Source organism: Flagellimonas sp., assembly GCF_965215805.1.
GTDB lineage: Bacteria > Bacteroidota > Bacteroidia > Flavobacteriales > Flavobacteriaceae > Flagellimonas.
Window position 1 is genome coordinate 1,693,118 of sequence record NZ_OZ244124.1, and the last position, 17,244, is coordinate 1,710,361.

At 41.7% G+C, this 17,244-nt stretch carries 11 protein-coding genes; 5 read left to right on the forward strand and 6 right to left on the reverse strand.

Annotated features, from left to right (window positions below; genetic code table 11):
* Positions 1–7: 7 nt before the first annotated feature.
* The 5 genes from ACOOE0_RS07620 to ACOOE0_RS07640 all read left to right on the forward strand — a co-directional run bounded on the left by ACOOE0_RS07620 (position 8) and on the right by ACOOE0_RS07640 (position 4,777).
* A complete protein-coding gene (locus ACOOE0_RS07620) occupies positions 8–721 on the forward strand; it encodes a hypothetical protein (protein ID WP_420401873.1) in 714 nt (237 codons plus the stop codon).
* Positions 711–890, forward strand: a complete 180-nt coding sequence (locus ACOOE0_RS07625) for a hypothetical protein (protein WP_420401874.1) — start codon at positions 711–713, stop codon at positions 888–890. The genes ACOOE0_RS07620 and ACOOE0_RS07625 overlap by 11 nt, the downstream gene beginning before the upstream one ends.
* Positions 891–908: 18 nt before the next feature.
* Complete coding sequence (locus tag ACOOE0_RS07630) at positions 909–3,251, forward strand: TonB-dependent receptor (protein ID WP_420401875.1); 2,343 nt, start codon at positions 909–911, stop codon at positions 3,249–3,251.
* Positions 3,252–3,266: 15 nt separating this feature from the next.
* Complete coding sequence (locus ACOOE0_RS07635; protein ID WP_420401876.1) at positions 3,267–4,100, forward strand: GIN domain-containing protein; 834 nt, start codon at positions 3,267–3,269, stop codon at positions 4,098–4,100.
* Between the two features lie 80 nt (positions 4,101–4,180).
* Entirely contained in the window at positions 4,181–4,777 is a 597-nt protein-coding gene (locus ACOOE0_RS07640; protein ID WP_420401877.1) for a precorrin-2 dehydrogenase/sirohydrochlorin ferrochelatase family protein, read from the forward strand.
* A gap of 11 nt (positions 4,778–4,788) precedes the next feature.
* On the opposite strand, the gene ACOOE0_RS07645 is transcribed toward ACOOE0_RS07640, so the two are convergent.
* From ACOOE0_RS07645 to ACOOE0_RS07670, 6 genes are all read right to left on the reverse strand, one after another.
* Positions 4,789–5,541 (reverse strand): LytR/AlgR family response regulator transcription factor, encoded by a 753-nt coding sequence (locus tag ACOOE0_RS07645; protein WP_420401878.1) that lies wholly within the window; start codon positions 5,539–5,541, stop codon positions 4,789–4,791.
* Positions 5,538–7,376, reverse strand: a complete 1,839-nt coding sequence (locus tag ACOOE0_RS07650) for a sensor histidine kinase (RefSeq protein ID WP_420401879.1) — start codon at positions 7,374–7,376, stop codon at positions 5,538–5,540. Before ACOOE0_RS07650 ends, ACOOE0_RS07645 begins: the two co-directional genes overlap by 4 nt.
* 324 nt (positions 7,377–7,700) lie before the next feature.
* On the reverse strand, positions 7,701–8,690 hold the full coding sequence (locus ACOOE0_RS07655) for an ROK family protein (protein ID WP_420401880.1): 990 nt from the start codon (positions 8,688–8,690) through the stop codon (positions 7,701–7,703).
* Between the two features lie 91 nt (positions 8,691–8,781).
* Positions 8,782–12,117: a VCBS repeat-containing protein gene (locus tag ACOOE0_RS07660; RefSeq protein ID WP_420401881.1), complete on the reverse strand. Its 3,336-nt coding sequence runs from the start codon at positions 12,115–12,117 to the stop codon at positions 8,782–8,784.
* 164 nt (positions 12,118–12,281) lie between these two features.
* Entirely contained in the window at positions 12,282–13,985 is a 1,704-nt protein-coding gene (locus ACOOE0_RS07665; RefSeq protein WP_420401882.1) for a SusD/RagB family nutrient-binding outer membrane lipoprotein, read from the reverse strand.
* 14 nt (positions 13,986–13,999) lie between these two features.
* Complete coding sequence (locus tag ACOOE0_RS07670) at positions 14,000–17,134, reverse strand: SusC/RagA family TonB-linked outer membrane protein (RefSeq protein ID WP_420401883.1); 3,135 nt, start codon at positions 17,132–17,134, stop codon at positions 14,000–14,002.
* Between the last annotated feature and the right edge of the window lie 110 nt (positions 17,135–17,244).

Below are 17,244 nucleotides of genomic sequence, written 5' to 3' on the forward strand. Positions count from 1 at the left end.
AAAAAACATGCAACCTTCCAAAAAAAGCATTGTCCTTAGAGAGACAACCATTACCAAAATCATGACTCAGCGAATATTGCTACTCGCATTCTTATTGGTAAGTTCTCTTTCTTGGGCGCAGGATCAAGATGATGCCGATTACATTGAATTCAATGATCGCAAAAACGTGGTACATGGGGTGTACCTTGGTCTCACCACCTATTTTGGGGAAATAGACGGCAAGGACACTTATATAGGAGGAATTAAAGTGGCCTATGTGGCCAACAGAAAGTTTGAAGTAGGCTTTGTGGGCAACTTCCTGTATTCAGAACAAGATAATCCCAGAACGATCAACGAAGATTTGATTGCCGCTTATGGAGGCTTGCATATAGAGCCTATATTATTTAGTGAATCCATGGTTAATCTTTCATTTCCCGTGCTCATTGGCGCAGGCGGGGTGGGCTATTTTGGCAACAACTTTGATGACCCCATTGACGACCACATAGATGAGGATGAAATCGATGCAATTTTTGTGCTGGAACCGGGAATGAGCGTTTTGTTCAATGTATCCAGATATGTGCAGTTGGAGGCGGGGATCAAATATCGCTTTTCCAACAAACTGGATTTGGATTTGAATCCCTTGGATAGGATCAATGGTTTTTCTGGAGGTATTGGGGTCAAAATTGGGGTTTTCAATATGGGTAGAAATCGATACAAAAAACATTTGGACGATGAACAATAACAAATCAAAAAACGAACAGTCAATCAATCAAGGCTTGGTGGCCAAACACGTATTTTCAGAAAACGGATCGGTCTTTGTAAGAAGTTCACAAAACCTGGAAAAGGATGAATGGTCCGTCATCAACTTCTTCTGGATGCCAGTTTTAAATCTGGAAAAGGAATTGCGTTAGAATCAACCAATTAAAATCATGAAAACACTAAAATTACGTATCTCCATTACCCTGGGGTTGGTTTTTGCATCCATATTTTTAGGTTTCGGGCAAGATTTAAGACAAACTGTAAAAGGAAGGGTAACGGACATTGTTACTGGAAGTCCCCTGATGGGCGCCACCATTGTACTTCTCAATGTGGAACCGCAACTCGGGGTGGTAACCGATATGCAAGGGTTCTTTTCCATGGAGAATGTTCCTGTGGGGAGACAATCTTTCAGTTGTAGTTATCTAGGTTATGAGGATGCATTGATTTCGGAAGTTTTAGTGGGATCCGCCAAGGAAATCAATTTGACCATTAGGCTCACGGAATCGTTGAACCAATTGGACGAGGTAGTGATATCTGCCCGCAAAGATCAGATAAAACCCAACAATAAATTGGCCACGGTCAGTGCCCGTTCCTTTGGGGTGGAGGAGACCAAGCGCTTTCCGGCAAGTATCAGTGACCCAGGACGGATGGCCTTGTCCTTTGCCGGGGTTACCAATACGGACGACACCACCAATGAAATTGTGATCCGAGGGAATGCCCCCAACCAGTTGTTATGGAAGATTGAAGGGGCGGAAGTGCCAGAACCCAATCACTTTTCGGAAGAGGGGTACTCCCCAGGAGCGGTTAGCTTGTTGAGTACCAATATGCTTGGTAACTCCGATTTTTTCACTGGGGCGTTTCCAGCGGAATATGGCAATGCCACTTCAGGGGTTTTTGATATCCGATTGCGCAATGGGAATGCCGAGAACACAGAATATGCCTTTCAATTTGGAGTGTTGGGGACCGACTTGGCCATTGAGGGGCCTTTCTCCAAAAATTACAAAGGGTCCTACCTTGTCAATTATAGGTATTCAACCCTTACCATCCTCAATAACATCATTGAAGTTTCCGAAGGGTCGGTGCCTACCTTTCAAGATCTTTCCTTTAAGGTGAATTTGCCGTTGGGAGACAAAACCAATTTATCTGCATGGGGAATAGGCGGGGTAAGCGAGGACAATCAGGACAATGAGGAACAGGTGGTTCCGGATGTTTTTGAAGACGAGCAGTTCGATTCCAAAACTTATATGGGCGGAATCAACATAAAACATTTTTTTAGCCCCAACACCTCCTTGGATGGGGTGCTTTCCTACTCCGGAAATCGAAGTGATTATGATTTTTCAGTGGACAATAGAAACAACAATCGTTTTTTCAGGGAAAGGGATATTCTCAGGAACAGCGCTTTAAGGTTGAGTGCCAACCTCAATCAAAAATTCAACGCTAAAACCACCTTAAAAACCGGGATTGTCTATAGTCGCTTGGATTATGATGTGCTTTCGGATGAAACAATTGATACAGCAACAGAAACTTTGGTAAATGCAGATGGCAACGGCACCTTCTTGCAATTTTTCTCCCAGGCCAAATACCGATTTACCGAGAAATTTTCAACCACCTTTGGTCTACATGCCTCAACATTTTCTGTAAATGATGATTTTGTATTGGAACCCAGGGGCGGCTTTGAGTACCGCGTTGCTCCCAAGCATACCCTTAGTGCCGGGATAGGATTGCACTCCAGACGAATGCCATTGAATCAGTATTTTATCGAAGTGGAAGATACACAGGGGAATGTTGCCACCCCCAATAAAGAATTGGATTTGATGCGAGCCACCCATTATGTGTTGGGTTATGACTGGAGAGTGATTAAAAATGGACATTTAAAGGTGGAAGTGTACTATCAAGATTTGAATAAGGTGGCGGTTTCGGCCGATCCAAACATCACGGACTCTTTTTTAAATGGACAATTTATAAGTGCAGGATTGGTAGATTCCGGAAAGGCCAGAAACTATGGTTTGGAGCTCACTTTGGAAAAATTCTTTTCCAACCAGTATTATTTCTTGGTGACCAGTTCCCTTTTCGATTCCCAGTATCGTGCAGCTGACGGCAATTGGTACGACAGTCGCTATAATGCGCAATACACTTTTAATGTGGTTGGGGGCAAGGAATTTAAAGCAGGAAGAAACAGCAATAACATCTTTGGGGTAAATGCCAAATTGCTATGGAACGGGGGCAAAAGGGGAACCCCGGTGGACTTGGATTATTTTGACCAAACAGGAAACGTACGAATCCTTCAAGACCAAAGAAATACTTTGGAGTTTGACGACTACTGGAGACTGGATACCAGCTTCTCTTATCGGATAAACAGACCCAAAGTGGCGCATATAATTTCTTTGGATATCCAGAATTTGACCAACCGAAAGAATATTGACGAAATGTTTTTCAGCACGCGTACCCGGACCATGGTTCCGGAGTATCAACTGGAGCTATTGCCCCTGCTGAATTATCGTATAGAATTTTAATCAAAAACGAACATTATGAGAACAATCAAAACAACTTTGCTAGCCATAGGTATGGCCAGTTTTATCAGCTCCTGTAGCTATGAAACCATTCGGGTTTCGGATGAAGTATCAACTAGGGAATACGATTTTGACAACATTACGGCGCTCACAGTGGCCACCGATTTTAAGGCTTACGTGAATTTTTCAGAAACCGAGGAAGAAGTTCGGATCAAGGCCAATGACAATTTGTTTGGAAAAATAGATATCTACCAAGATGGTGGAAGACTTACGGTAAAACTCAAGAACAACATCAACATCAAGGGAAAGGAAACCCTACAACTTTTTATAACTACCACCCAGATCAGGGATTTTAGGGCTTCTTCTGATGCTGCTATTTATTTGGATAGCCCGCTGGATACGCCCAATGTTTCCGTTGATTTAAGTTCTGATGCTTATTTTGAAGGCGATATTACCACTGAAAGGTTCGATTTTGAGGCCTCTTCGGATGCCAATGCAGATGTGTTTGTGGATGCCAATAGAGCCCATTTAAATCTTTCGTCCAGCGCAAAAATTGTTGGGGAATTTCAGGTTAACGAAGTAAATGCCAGACTTTCTTCAGACAGTCAGGTGGATTTGTTTGGAAATGTCGAGGATTTAGAGGCTACCCTAAGTTCTGACAGTAGGTTTGAAGACTACGGTCTTGTGGTGGACGATCTTGAGATTTCCCTCTCTTCCGATAGTGATGCCTACCTCACAGTAAACAATACTATAGATGTGGAAGCTAATTCCGATAGCCGTTTGTTCTATAAAGGGGATGCCGAAATTATCCGTCAAGTGCTTTCCAGTGATGGTAGGGTGATAAAAAAGTAGGGTATTGATGAATGGGGGATTTGGTTTAGGCATACCTTTGTAAGATAAGATATAATAAACTGTCAACAAAGACTTGAACCATGGAGCGGAATGAACTCTATCCCATTTTTTTAAAGGTAAACAACCTTAATGTACTCGTTGTTGGGGGTGGTAATGTGGCTTTGGAAAAGCTTACATTCCTGCTAAAGTCAAGCCCTAATGCCCAGGTGCAAATGGTGGCACCTGAATTCTTGGATGCCACACGACAGTTGGCAGAAAAACACAAAGTGGAGCTGACCCAGGAAGCTTATGATGTAAAGTTCTTGAACGGGAAACACATGGTTGTGGCCTGCACGGACAAGCCCGAAGTGAACGAGCAGGTATACCATGATTGCCGTGAACGAAGCATTTTGGTAAACGTGGCCGATAATCCACCTTTCTGTGATTTTTATATGGGCGGCATTGTGACCAAGGGCAATGTAAAAGTGGCCATTTCCACCAACGGGAAATCCCCGACAACCGCTAAAAGACTCCGACAATTTTTTGAGGATGTGATTCCTGATAATATCGATGATTTGGTCAAAAATCTGAATGCCTATAGGAACACCTTAAAAGGGGATTTTGAGCAAAAAGTGGAAGCCCTGAACGAATTCACCAAGGGCTTGGTAAAAAAATCTGGTAACGAAAATCCAGATTAAGTAAAAGTGGGCTATAGCTTTTTCAAAGCATCGATCAGCTCGTCTTTTTTTCTAGGGGATAAACTCACATGCATATCGTTGCTCATGATGATATAACCCCCATCTGCCTTGATGTACTTTTTTACTTCCCTCAGGTTGATTACAAAACTGTTGTGTACCCGCATAAACTGATGCTCGGCCAAAAGATGCTCATACTCCTTTAGGTGTTTACTCACCATGAGCTTGCTCTTGTTTTTTAAGACAAAGGAGGTATAAGATCCATCGGCTTTGCAGAGCACGATGTCCTCAATTTTTATAAACTCCATGCCAATGGTGGTGGCCAAACAAATTTTTTCCTGCCGATAGGTTTCTTTGGACAGGTTTTGCATCAAGGTGTCTATCTGCTCTCGATACACATTGGTATCCATGCGATTCCTGGCTTTTTCAACTGCCTGCTTCAGCTCGTCCAGATCGATGGGTTTGAGCAAATAGTCCAAAGAGCTGAATTTTATGGCCTTAATGGCATACTTTTCAAAAGCAGTGGTAAATATCACTTCAAAGTTGGGGTCTTTGATTTGGTTGAGTACATCAAAACCCTGCCCGGTCTGCAGTTCAATATCCAAAAAAACCACATCCGGACTTACTACGGACAGTACCTTCACTGCTTCAGAAACATTACTGGCGGTGGCAATGACCTTTACATCCTTGCAAAACTCCTCCAGCATGGCTTTTAGGGTTTCTCTACTTTTCTTTTCGTCTTCTACAATTACAACTTTTAGGATCATACTGCTGTTTTTAATGCGTCAAAAATTCGTATTACCACCTTGGTCCCTGAGGGATGGCCTTTAGAGTCAAATTTGTCTGTGATTTCTACGGAGTTCCTGCCCAGTTCTGACTGGCCCAAAAGCTCCAATCTTTTGCCGGTAATTTCCATGCCCCTGGATTTCTTTTCCCTCTTGGAATAGGTACTTGTCCGCTGGGCAGCTGCTCTTCCAACCCCATTATCTTCGATGCTACAAATTATGTTGTTTTTTTCTCTTTCAAAACTAATTGTGAGTAACTTTTCGTCCTTTTCCTTGGGTAAAAGACCGTGCAAAATTGCGTTTTCAACATAGGGCTGTACCAAGAGCAAGGGAATTTCCACATTGTTGGTGTCCAAATCCTCGTCCACATGTATTTCGTACTTAAAAACCCCTTCAAACCGGAGCGATTCCAGTTCCAGATAGGACTTGAGCAATTCAATTTCTTTGCGCAAAACAGATTGGGTCTCTATGGAACTTTCAAGCACATTTCGGGTGAGTTTTCCAAATTTGGAGAGATACTTTAAGGCCATCACCCTATCGTTGTTCAGGATAAGATGCTGGATTGAATTGAGGGAATTAAAAATAAAATGAGGATTCATTTGCGCGCGTAAAGCACTCACCTCTTTGATGGAAACTTCATTCTGAAGCACAATCTTCTCTTCAAATTCTTGCTTGATCTTATAGGCCAATCCCAAGGTAAAGACCAAAATCTCTAAAATGGAACCGACAATCATATAAAAGCGGTTGTCCAGAAACAGATATGCCAGTGCGCCGGACATATAAAGGAAAGAGCCGGCCACAACAAAGTAGGCAAGCTTGTCCTTGGCTTTATAAAGTAAATAGATCATGGCCAAAAGTCCCCATACCGTCATTAACAGGCGTTGAAAACTGAGTACATCCATGTGCAGAGGGTAGTATCCCTTAAGGAATACATAGCCATCAACAACAAATACACCTACCAATAGGGCTACAATCACCAAAATGGATTTATGTAAAATGGGGTACTCTTTCTTAGTGTTAAGGTAGTAGACCACAAAACAGACATAGAAAAGATTGATCAGCACCTGACAGATGCTTGTAAGCCAATGACCCAGAAATGTACTTGTAATTCTTGCAGCCTCCGCACTGTTAATATAGGGGTAGGTCAAATAGGTTACCGAGGTGATAATGTACAGGGCATAGAACAGGAATTGCAGTTTACGGGTATACAAGAAAATGGCAAAAAATGCGAGGAACAGGATTAGGCAAGCTCCAAGATACAAATAGTCATTGGAAAGGATTTGTACGTCTTGCTTGGTGTAATAATGGGTATAATACTTGTTGGAGGCATCAGATAAATATCCCAGTTTCCAGTTGCGAATATTGGAGTAATAATTGAATATACAGGTTCTTAGATAGAGGTACCTGCCATTAATAAGGTTGTCTTTGGTAAAGGATACCCCAGGATGGTACAACATGGAACTGAAGTCTTCGGACATATTAAAGGTGCCAAAGGTGGCTTGCGACACGGAGTCCTTGTCTTGGTAAAAAAGGTCGGCATAGCCAAAGGTGGGTGTTCTCAACCGCCAAAGCGTTTCTGTGGATAAGGTGTCCACTTCGTCCTTAAAATCCACCTGAATCCAAAAGGACTCATCCGGCCCCATAAATTTACCAATCTCATCAGGGGTTTTAAACAATCCATCCGTAGTTAAAATGGAGTCAATATCCACTGAAAAATTATAATCTTTGAATACCTTATATGAAAGCGGTTTTACCTTTCTTTCTTCAAAGATTTGGGTTTGGAGCTGGTTGGGAAGAAGAAACAAAAAAGAACCCAAAAAAGGTTCTTGAAAACTGAAACGCCCGGAAACAAATTATCCATTACAACCAAGGAATTGTTGAATTCCTTGGCGCAATGGAAACCTCAACTAAACTAAACACTTTGTGACCAATAGCCGAAAAGTGCATCGCTATGTACAGTAGTCAAAAAACAATTGAATTGAAATGTCAAACTTAAAAGTTAACTACTTAATACGTGTCAAACTTAAGACGAGGCTTTGGTTTATGCTTCTCCCAATTAACGGATGGGGCTTTTGAGTTCACGGATACCCGTTTTCAATTAACGGTTGCGGTTTTAAGCTTTTAAAAATGGAATGAACAGCTTATAGTTCCGGCAGGTTGTTTTTGACATTTTTCCAAAAATGGCTGTCAAATACCCGAGTGCATCCAATGATGGCCCCTTTTTCCATATGGTTGGATATTCGGATAGGAATAGGAATACCATTTTCATTGAGACTTGCCTGCAAGGATTGCCCAAAACAAGCATACGATTTGGAAATGTTGCCACCCATGACCAAGGCATCGGCATTGAATTTTTTTAGCCACGGGGCTAGAAAGTCCCCTAAGTCCTTTCCAAAATCCTCAAACACTTTCTGGGCAAGCGGGTCAAACGCAAAGCGCTTTGCCAGTTCCCAAACCCCAGATACTTCTATATCACTGAGTTCTTCGTAAGCGTTGATGCAGCCCCGGGTTGAGAAATAGTCATCGGCCATGCCATCTTTGTATGGAAGATTCCAAAGACAACCATTGGGCGGCACGTTGCAACCGTTTACCATAGGGATTCCATTTTCGATAAACCCAGCGCCAAACCCAGTTCCCAATGTAATGCACACTTGTCTTTTGAACCCTGCGTCTTCTGCCAGCCAGGCCTCTCCAACGGCGAAAGAGGTGGCATCGTTCAAAAAACGTATGGGCAGCGACTTGGACGTAATCAGTAAGGGTTTTAGGTCATGATCTATTCTGACCTCATTTAAGGCTCCATACTTAAACCCTTCGGGGTACAAAGCAATGCCCTTCTTATAATTAAAGGGGCCGGGGATGGCAAAGCCAATTCCCTGCAAAGCTAAATTATGTGAGGCATTTATGGTCTTATTCAGCGTACTTGCCCAGATTTCCATTATCACTTCATAGGGCTCTAGGTTGGCAACATGACTGGTGGCATAGGTTTCCTCCAAAATTTTTTTCTGTTCTACATCAACCACTGCAGAAGAGATGTGGGTGCCCCCAATATCCACTCCTATTACGTATGCCCCATTCTTGGTAGCTACGCTGGTATTGGAGGTGTTTGAATCGGTTTTTGGGAAAAAAGACATGGGCTAGCAGGAATTTAAAGATTCATATTATGAAGAATTGGGCCATTGGATAGGGATGGGCTTAATTGAGGGATTGTAGTTGATCTGTACATTAGAGGATGGGTTTCGTAGGTACGGAAATCAATTCCAAATTTTTATTGTTCTGCCCGGCAAGGATGTGCCTTTGTCCCAAAATGTCAATGAAATTTAGGTTTTTGACATCCTCTGAAAGAAACAAGCCCGTTTTATCTGCATTAACGGCCTCAAACTGCCCTTGTCCCATATTTTTAAGAACCATTCCATAACCTGCATCGTTTCTCGGGGTTTCAATTTCTGATGCAAATAAGTTTCCAGCCAAAATCAAATCTTGAATGCCATCATTGTCCAGATCCTGGCTCAAAATGGCATTTATGGAGGAGATTTGGGCCAGTTCCGGGAAGGCAACAAAATCAAAATTCCCGTTGCCATTGTTCATCAAAACTCCACTTTTAAAGTTGTAGGAAAGCAGATGTAGCGCTTCTGAAAGTTTTTCACTTCCGTAGATATCCGCAATTGTCGATTTACCAAATAGGTCATAGGATGGAGTGATTTTTTTGATTGAGGGCATTTGTTGCGAAGAGCATTCACGACCTCTTACAGGATACAGTTCCCCAAAATTATAATAGCCCAATACCAAATCCTTTTTCCCATTATCGTCAAAGTCATGGTAATAGACTTCAAAGGGGTTTTCCTTATCTGCCTTGTATTTGTAATTCTGTCCAAGATTGCCCAATACATAATCCTCATCCCCATCATTGTCCAGATCCAGTGCTTTTATGGAAAAATACCAGCCCGAAAGGCCGTTAAGGGAGCTTGTATCCGCTTTGGAAAAAGTCCCATTATCGTTGGTCAAAAAAGTGGGTTCCATCCATTCACCAACAATACTTAAGTCTAAATCCCCATCCTGATCATAATCCGTCCAAGTGGCATCAGTTACAAGTCCCAAGTTGATGAGGTCAGGAGCCGAACTTTCTGTAACATCCATAAACTTGCCCCCAGTATTTTTGAAGAGATAGCTACTGGCTGGGGAAGGATAATCATGGGGAATAAATCTCCCTCCGATAAATACATCCATATAGCCATCATTATCATAATCCGCTACGCGAATTTTAGAGCTGCTGACAGAAATTTGAGGGAATAAATCCTTACGAAGCACAAATCGGCCGTTTCGGTTTTCATATAAACGGTCAATGTAATTGGGCGTTTTGGCCTGATACTCATTACCCCCTGATGCAACCAACAAATCGTTGTCCCCATCATTGTCGTAATCAAAGAACTGTGCATCCACATCTTCGAAATCTGCATCTTTTTCAAAGGTTTGCGCAAGCGCAAAAGAACCGTCGGATTTTTGGGTGTACAACACAGAAGGATTTCCTGCACTTTGACCCAAAAACAAATCATCTCTTTTATCCCCGTTGATATCCCCCACGGCCAAAGCCGGGCCAAAAGTCGACATCTTATGTGGCAACAATACTTGCATGAGATAATCATCAAATTCATTTTCGGTATGGGCAAGTTCTGGATTGAGAGCTACGGATTTGAACGTTTTATCCCCTAAATCCAAATTTTCTTGAGTTTGATTGCCTTCGGGTTGATAGGCAATGGTTACTGTGGTATTGACATCGGGATTTAAAACTCTTTGTACCTTTTCACCTGGCCAAATAATCAGTAATGAGTCCACCGAGTTCTCTGCGGCAAGACCTGCCACAATTTTTGGAGGTACAGAGGACTGATATCCCCTTACACTATAGTTCTCGTAAACCTGCTCCTTGCCCTGAGCATAGATTTTTACCCTGGCGCCTATTCCCATGGAATTTTGTGCTGGGCCTTTGAAAGCCAGTTTTAAATAATTTTTGCCTTGAAGGTTGGCGTTGTTTCTTAATATGGTTGCTTTGGAATCAACGTTGTTGATCACAATGTCCAAATCCCCATCGTTGTCCAAATCTGCATAGGCAGCCCCATTGGAGTAGGTACTCTCTGGGTTGTCTACCCATTCTTTGGAAGTGTTTTGGAAAGTAAGTCCCCCGGTATTTTTATAAAAGTAGTTGATGTGGGGACGATTTGGGGTTGTTTCTATCAGGTGGTTTATTTTTTCGGGATTGCTAAGTGCATCAGGATTTTCACTGAGGTATTTTTGAAGATTGTTGAAGTAGTCCTTATTTCTAAAGTCCCTTTTGATGCCATTGGAAATGAATATGTCCTTTAGGCCATCATTGTCAAAATCCACCATCAAGGGAGCCCAGCTCCAATCGGTATTGGAAATTCCGGCCATTTGACCAATATCTGAGAAAAACGGCGTACCTGAGGAGTCAATATGACCACTGTTTTTTTGCAGGGTGTTGTACATGTATTGGTAATGCTTTCCAGCGGCAACATTGGTATTGAACTTTTGGGGATTCATGCTGGCCATGCTGGTTTTCATCCCGTAGTTGTCCTCGGAAACCATGTCCAAGGTGATAATATCAACAAAACCGTCATTATCAAAGTCGGCAATGTCATTACCCATGGCAAAATTGGAAATGTGGTTGGTGGCTTCTTTGACCACTTCCTTAAAAGTGCCATTCTGTTGGTTGATGTAGAGGTAATCAGGTTCATCGTAGTCATTGGAAATGTAAAGATCGGGCCAGCCATCATTGTTTAAATCGCTTACGCCCACTCCAAGCCCATAGGAAACACCGTTGGAGTAAATGCCCACTTGTTTGGTCACATTGACAAACTTCCCATTTCGATTCTCATAAAAACGGTCACCCAAGGGTGAAAAAGTTTCGGTATTGCCCAATGTAAAGGTTTGGGGATTGTGGTTCATGAGGTACATGTCCAAATCGCCATCCAGATCATAATCGATAAATGCAGATTGAATAGAGTTGCCCGTATCGGCCAAACCAAATTGCTCTGCTGATTCCTCAAAAACAGGGATTCCATTTTTGTTGGGGCCTTTATTTATTAATAGCTCATTTTGGAGCAATGATTTTTTTTCATAGGGTCCTGATTTGCATACATAAATGTCCAGTAACCCATCATTATTGATATCCACCATATTGGTGCCGGTGGTCCAACCTCTTTTGCCGGCGGTGTTAGATATTTTGGTGATGTCCTCGAACTCCAAATCACCTTCATTGAGGTAAAGTCGATTACTCTCTAAATTGGAGGTGAAATAGATATCCTCCAAGCCATCATTGTTAACATCGCCCACAGCAACACCGGCTCCATTATACACATACTCGTATAGGAAGGAATTGGTAAGCTCGTTTTCCACATTAACGTTCACAAAGTGAATATTGGTGTGACCGCTATCCATGGCTTGAAATAGAAATGAGGAATCTTCATTCTCCACTTTACATGAATTGTTTAAAGCAAGTATTAAAATGAGCACAAAGCCCAACAATCTCGAGGTTGTTTTCTTTTTCATTAGTTGAGGTTAAAAAATCATCTTGGGATGATTGTGGCTAACTTAAAAGAAGTTGTAAAAAAGTAAAGGAAGATTGCTCTTCCTTTACTTAAAATTAATTATGAATCAAACTAACTCAAACTATAAAATTAATCTACTTAATGGATTACTTTACAGTAAGTTTATTATTGCGCGTACCACAGAACAACTCTTTGCTCATTTGGTCCTTGTGCGCTAAGTGCGGCATCAAAATTTGGATTTTCTTGTGCTCCTGAACCGTAGCTCATACGCTGTGGATAGACTCCATTCAAATCATCACCAAGCTCGTATAATACTGCATCGGTTACACCGGCAGCCAATTCAGCTGGGTAGCCCATATCACGTACAACAGCCCATGCTTCAAAACCATCAGTATATCCAAGCAACCAACGTTGTGTAGCTATTTTTTCCAATTTTTCTTCTTCGGTTCCCGCAGAAATATCTGCAATAGCTTGTGTGGTTGCATATGTTGTGGCTTCACCTGCGGAAATACCCCAGATCTTCATTGCCTCAACAATTCCTGCATTCATCATGGCTTGGGCATCACCAGCGGCAAGACCTCTTACGATAGCTTCAGCTTGTAAAAAATAAGCTTCTGCGCTGGTCATAATTATTTCTGGATATCCATCTGCTTCCTTACCTCTTGTTTGGGTAATGGCATCTGATGGCGTACAGAACATGTCATAGGCCATAAATGATTTGGTGTCTCCGTTAGTTCGAATAGGTTGGCCAATAAATTGTCCTCCATTTACTTCAACTGTTACGGTATCTACCTCTACAGACGTGGTATAGTCGGCACCTGCTGCATCTAGGTTGTTGGTTACCAAATCAATGCGATCTTGGAAATTAGGGTCAACATAATCTCCAGTATCAGGATCTGTTGCATTTACCATTTTAAAGATTCCACCCTTTACCGGGTTTACATATGCTGTTAACCTCGGATCGTTGTTATCTTTTAGGGTATTGATCAATACACTTGAAATAGTCCAGTTTGATGCATCTCCAAAATCATTCCATGGATCTCCATAAGCTGCAGAATTCCATTTGCTTATCTCAAAATCTTTGCGCATGGTCACACTACCAGAAGCATCATCCAATAATGGTGCGTTTAGTGCCGAACTTATAGCAGCTGCAGCAAAGTTCTCGCCAGGAGCACCATAAGCTCGCATAGCGATTCTTAGCTTTAAAGTGTTGGCCATTCGTTTCCACTGTTGAAGATCTCCTCCACAGTATACATCATTGGAACCAACATCATCTACTCCAATTCCAGTTTTTTCTGTGTCTCCAATAATGGCCATTGCTTCATCCAAATCGGCAATAATCCCCTGATAAATGGTCGCCTGATCATCATAATTTGGCGTTAAAATTCCATCAACACCTGCCTCGGTAAATGGAACCATCCCATAAATATCAGTATACATTTGGTAATACAGCCCCTTCATGATCAAGGACATGGCATACATATACTGGTTTTCGAATTCTCCACCCTCTACAGTAAGATCGGCAAAGGATTTAATGTTACCAAAATAACCAGCTATCCAATTATAAGTGGCATCGGTATAACCTCCGTTTTGAGTATAACCTAAACCATCACTCCACCAAGAAGCGGTGTGTCCGAAAGTAAAATGCCCAGCAAATCTGTCCGCATTGATCAATTGAGCTCTCCAATAAACAAATCTGTTCGGAGCATAAAGTCCTACTTGAGAACTGGTCAAAAAGAACTTGGCACTAACCTCATCCGTAGTAAAACCCTGCGAATCGGTATTGATGTCATCAAAGTCTTTGGTACAACTGTTCGCAACGAACATGAGTACGGCAAGACCCAATAGTTTTAATGTGTTGTTTTTCATGATTGCAATTTTTTTTAGAAGTTAACATTTAAACTCAAGCCTAAACTTCTGGATGTTGGCAAAGCATAGAACAGAACTCCTTGGCCAAAGTTTGATGTAGAATAACTTGACTCTGGGTCAAAGTTATCGGCTTTTTTGTAAATAAAGAACAGGTTCCTTCCAATAAAGCTAAGAGATGCATTTTGGATAAATGTGTCTTTTAACAATTTATTAGGAAATTGGTAACTTACGCTTAACTCCCTGAGTCTGAAGTTGGTCTGGTCATAAACATACTCAGAACCAATACCACTTACAGAGCCCCAGTAATCCTGTGCACTGATAGTAGTTGTATTTGGAGTAAAGGTGCCATCGCCATTGTCAATAACTCCTTCTACCAAAACGCCACCATCACGGAACTCCAATGATCTTTCGGAAACTCCTGAGGCATCTAATTGCGAATCTGTGAATGAAAATACTTCACCACCCACTCTAAAATCGACCAAAGTGTTCACGGTGAAATTTTTGTATGTAAATGTGTTGGTAATACCACCAGAGTAATCTGGTTGATAGTTCCCAAATTTTTCTCGCTCTGTAGTGGCTCTTGGACGACCTTCAGCAGAAACGAGAAGCTCACCTGCATCATTTCTTGCCCAGGTGGTTGTATAGATATCTCCATATCCTTCCCCTACTTGGGCACGAACATCTACTATACCTCCATTACTACTACTAAAACGGAAGTTATCTTGTCCTTCTATAAGACTAACCAACTTGTTCTCGTTTTTGGAAATATTGGCGGAAATGTCCCATGTGAAATTGTCGGTTTGGATTGGAGTACCTCCTAGTAATATCTCAATACCTTTGTTTGAGATTTCACCAACGTTTTCCCTGAAGGCGCTAAAACCTGTCCCTGGGTCAACCGGTACATCGAAAATCAAATCTTTGGTTGAAATGTCATAGTAAGACACATCACCATAAAGCCTGTTTCCAAATAGTCTGAATTCGGCACCAATTGTAGTTGTCGTGATATCTTCAGGACGCAAACTTTCGCTAAATCGAATATTTGGTCTGTTAATTTGGGTATTTCCCAAGTATCCGTTTCCAGCAACAGTAAATAAGTTAACAATTTGCCTTGGATCGGTATCGTTACCCACACCAGCAATACTTGCTCTTAATTTAAGCATATCGACCGCAGTACCTTGAAGATTAAAAACTTGATCTAACAAAACACTAATGTTTGCCGAGCTATAGAAGAATGATCTATTTTCTTTTGCTAATGCAGAAGACCAGTCATTTCTTGCGGTAAGGTCTAAATAAACAGCATCGTCGTATCCAAATGAAACTTGACCGTATAGGGAGTTCACTCTTTTTTCCACCAAATCACTTTGACTAGCAGTAATTAGACTACCATCGGTATTATTCAAGAAATAACGACCTGGAATTTTGAAATCTTCACCACTGGTACGTGAATTTATACCAGTTGAATGTCTCATGTTACCACCTGCATTGGCAGTTATGTTCAACTTATCCGTAACATCTTTATTGAACATAAATAGGAAATCGTAGTTGGTCTCCGTATCGTCATTTTTGCCAAACGAAATTCGTCCTCTAGGGAAAAAGTGGTGTCCTACTGCGGTATACGCTTCTGTATCTTGAGTAACTTGGTCAGTACCAACTCTTACTAAAGCGGATAGCCAATCGGTGAATTGATAATCCAACTTCACCAAACCTATGAAACGTTTTCTTTTATCTCCGTTGAAATCGTTTTGCAAAATCCAATATGGGTTTGCACCTAAACCTGTAGGTCCAATAACCGCAAATGGATTGTCGGGATCAATTGGATTTTCAGTATTTTGAAATACCCGCATATCTGCATTGCTTACATTTCGTGCAATTGGCCACAGGTAAGCCATAACCCCTTCAGTACCCTGATTAGGTCTATTTTTAGCTTCTTGAATGAAGTAAGTCGCTTTAGCATCCAAGGTAAGTCTATCTCCTAATTTCGTAAATCCACGAATGTTAAAGTTGTTACGCTTTACATTGGAATTTGGAAGCATAGACTCCAAATCAGAATTGGTATATGAAAATCGCACAGATGCCGTCTCACTTCCACCGCTTAAGGCTATGGTATTTACTAGACTGGTACCAGTTCTAAAGAAATCCTTTACATTGTTTGGCTGTGCATTGTAGGCTCTTTGCTCTCCGTTAAATGCCAATTGTTGTGAACCATCAAATCTTGGTCCCCAAGAACCAGCTCCTCTAACCGCATTTACTTGAGTCGCCAATGGGTCAGATGGATTTATAGTTACAAAGTTTCCATCGGTACCACGGCCATATTCATTTTGGTATTCTGGAATCACCAATGGATCTTCAAAAGTGATACTGGCGGTATAGTTAACGCCCAAACCTCTGTTCAAAGTTCCTTTTTTGGTGGTTATGATGATGGCACCATTAGCAGCCCTAGAACCATAAAGGGCGGCTGCGTTGGGTCCTTTCAGTACAGAAATGGATTCAATATCATCTGAGTTAATATCAGAAATACCGTTTCCTAAATCCGGAACATTAAACTCTCCAGCTCCTGCTGTAGCATTTGTTCCGTTGTCAATTGGAATACCATCCACAACATATAAAGGTTGGTTGTTTCCGTTCAGGGAGTTGTTACCACGAATAATAACACGTGTACCTCCACCAACACCGGAAGTGGACTTGGAAACAACTACCCCAGCAACTTTACCTGCCAAAGTACTGGCAACGTTGGAGTCTTTGATCAACGAAACTTGGTCGCCATCCAATTCGGTAACCGAGTATCCCAGGGATTTCTTTTCCCTGCTCAGACCTAAAGCGGTCACAACAACCTCGTCCAAAGACTCAACATCTTCTCCTAAAGAGACATTGATGGTTGTTTGTTGGCCAACGGCAACCTCCTGCTCGGTATAACCGATGGCAGAAAACACCAAAATGGCGGCATCATTTGAAACAGTGATGGTGTAATTACCATCAAAGTCCGTGGAAGTACCATTTCTAGTACCTTTTTCCACAACGTTAATCCCCGGTACAGGTTCTCCCGTGCCCGCGTCCGTAACGTTACCTGAAATTCTTTTTTCCTGCGCCATCGTTGCCGTAAGGCATAAAAATGACACAAGTAGTAGAAAGTAATGAATTTTTCTGTTCATACTAAATGAGTTAGGTTATTAGTTTCTAAAGCTTAAAACAAGCTCTAAGTTCGCAATGATAAAAGTTCGAATTCCTTATATATATTGGAAAAAATTTCGACTAATAACGA

Bases quoted from the DNA above. Each gene is read 5' to 3' on its own strand.
- ACOOE0_RS07620 (WP_420401873.1), top strand. From the start codon at position 8: ATGCAACCTTCCAAAAAAAGCATTGTCCTTAGAGAGACAACCATTACC.
- ACOOE0_RS07625 (WP_420401874.1), top strand. From the start codon at position 711: ATGAACAATAACAAATCAAAAAACGAACAGTCAATCAATCAAGGCTTG.
- ACOOE0_RS07630 (WP_420401875.1), top strand. From the start codon at position 909: ATGAAAACACTAAAATTACGTATCTCCATTACCCTGGGGTTGGTTTTT.
- ACOOE0_RS07635 (WP_420401876.1), top strand. From the start codon at position 3,267: ATGAGAACAATCAAAACAACTTTGCTAGCCATAGGTATGGCCAGTTTT.
- ACOOE0_RS07640 (WP_420401877.1), top strand. From the start codon at position 4,181: ATGGAGCGGAATGAACTCTATCCCATTTTTTTAAAGGTAAACAACCTT.
- ACOOE0_RS07645 (WP_420401878.1), bottom strand. From the start codon at position 5,541: ATGATCCTAAAAGTTGTAATTGTAGAAGACGAAAAGAAAAGTAGAGAA.
- ACOOE0_RS07655 (WP_420401880.1), bottom strand. From the start codon at position 8,690: ATGTCTTTTTTCCCAAAAACCGATTCAAACACCTCCAATACCAGCGTA.
- ACOOE0_RS07660 (WP_420401881.1), bottom strand. From the start codon at position 12,117: ATGAAAAAGAAAACAACCTCGAGATTGTTGGGCTTTGTGCTCATTTTA.
- ACOOE0_RS07665 (WP_420401882.1), bottom strand. From the start codon at position 13,985: ATGAAAAACAACACATTAAAACTATTGGGTCTTGCCGTACTCATGTTC.
- ACOOE0_RS07670 (WP_420401883.1), bottom strand. From the start codon at position 17,134: ATGAACAGAAAAATTCATTACTTTCTACTACTTGTGTCATTTTTATGC.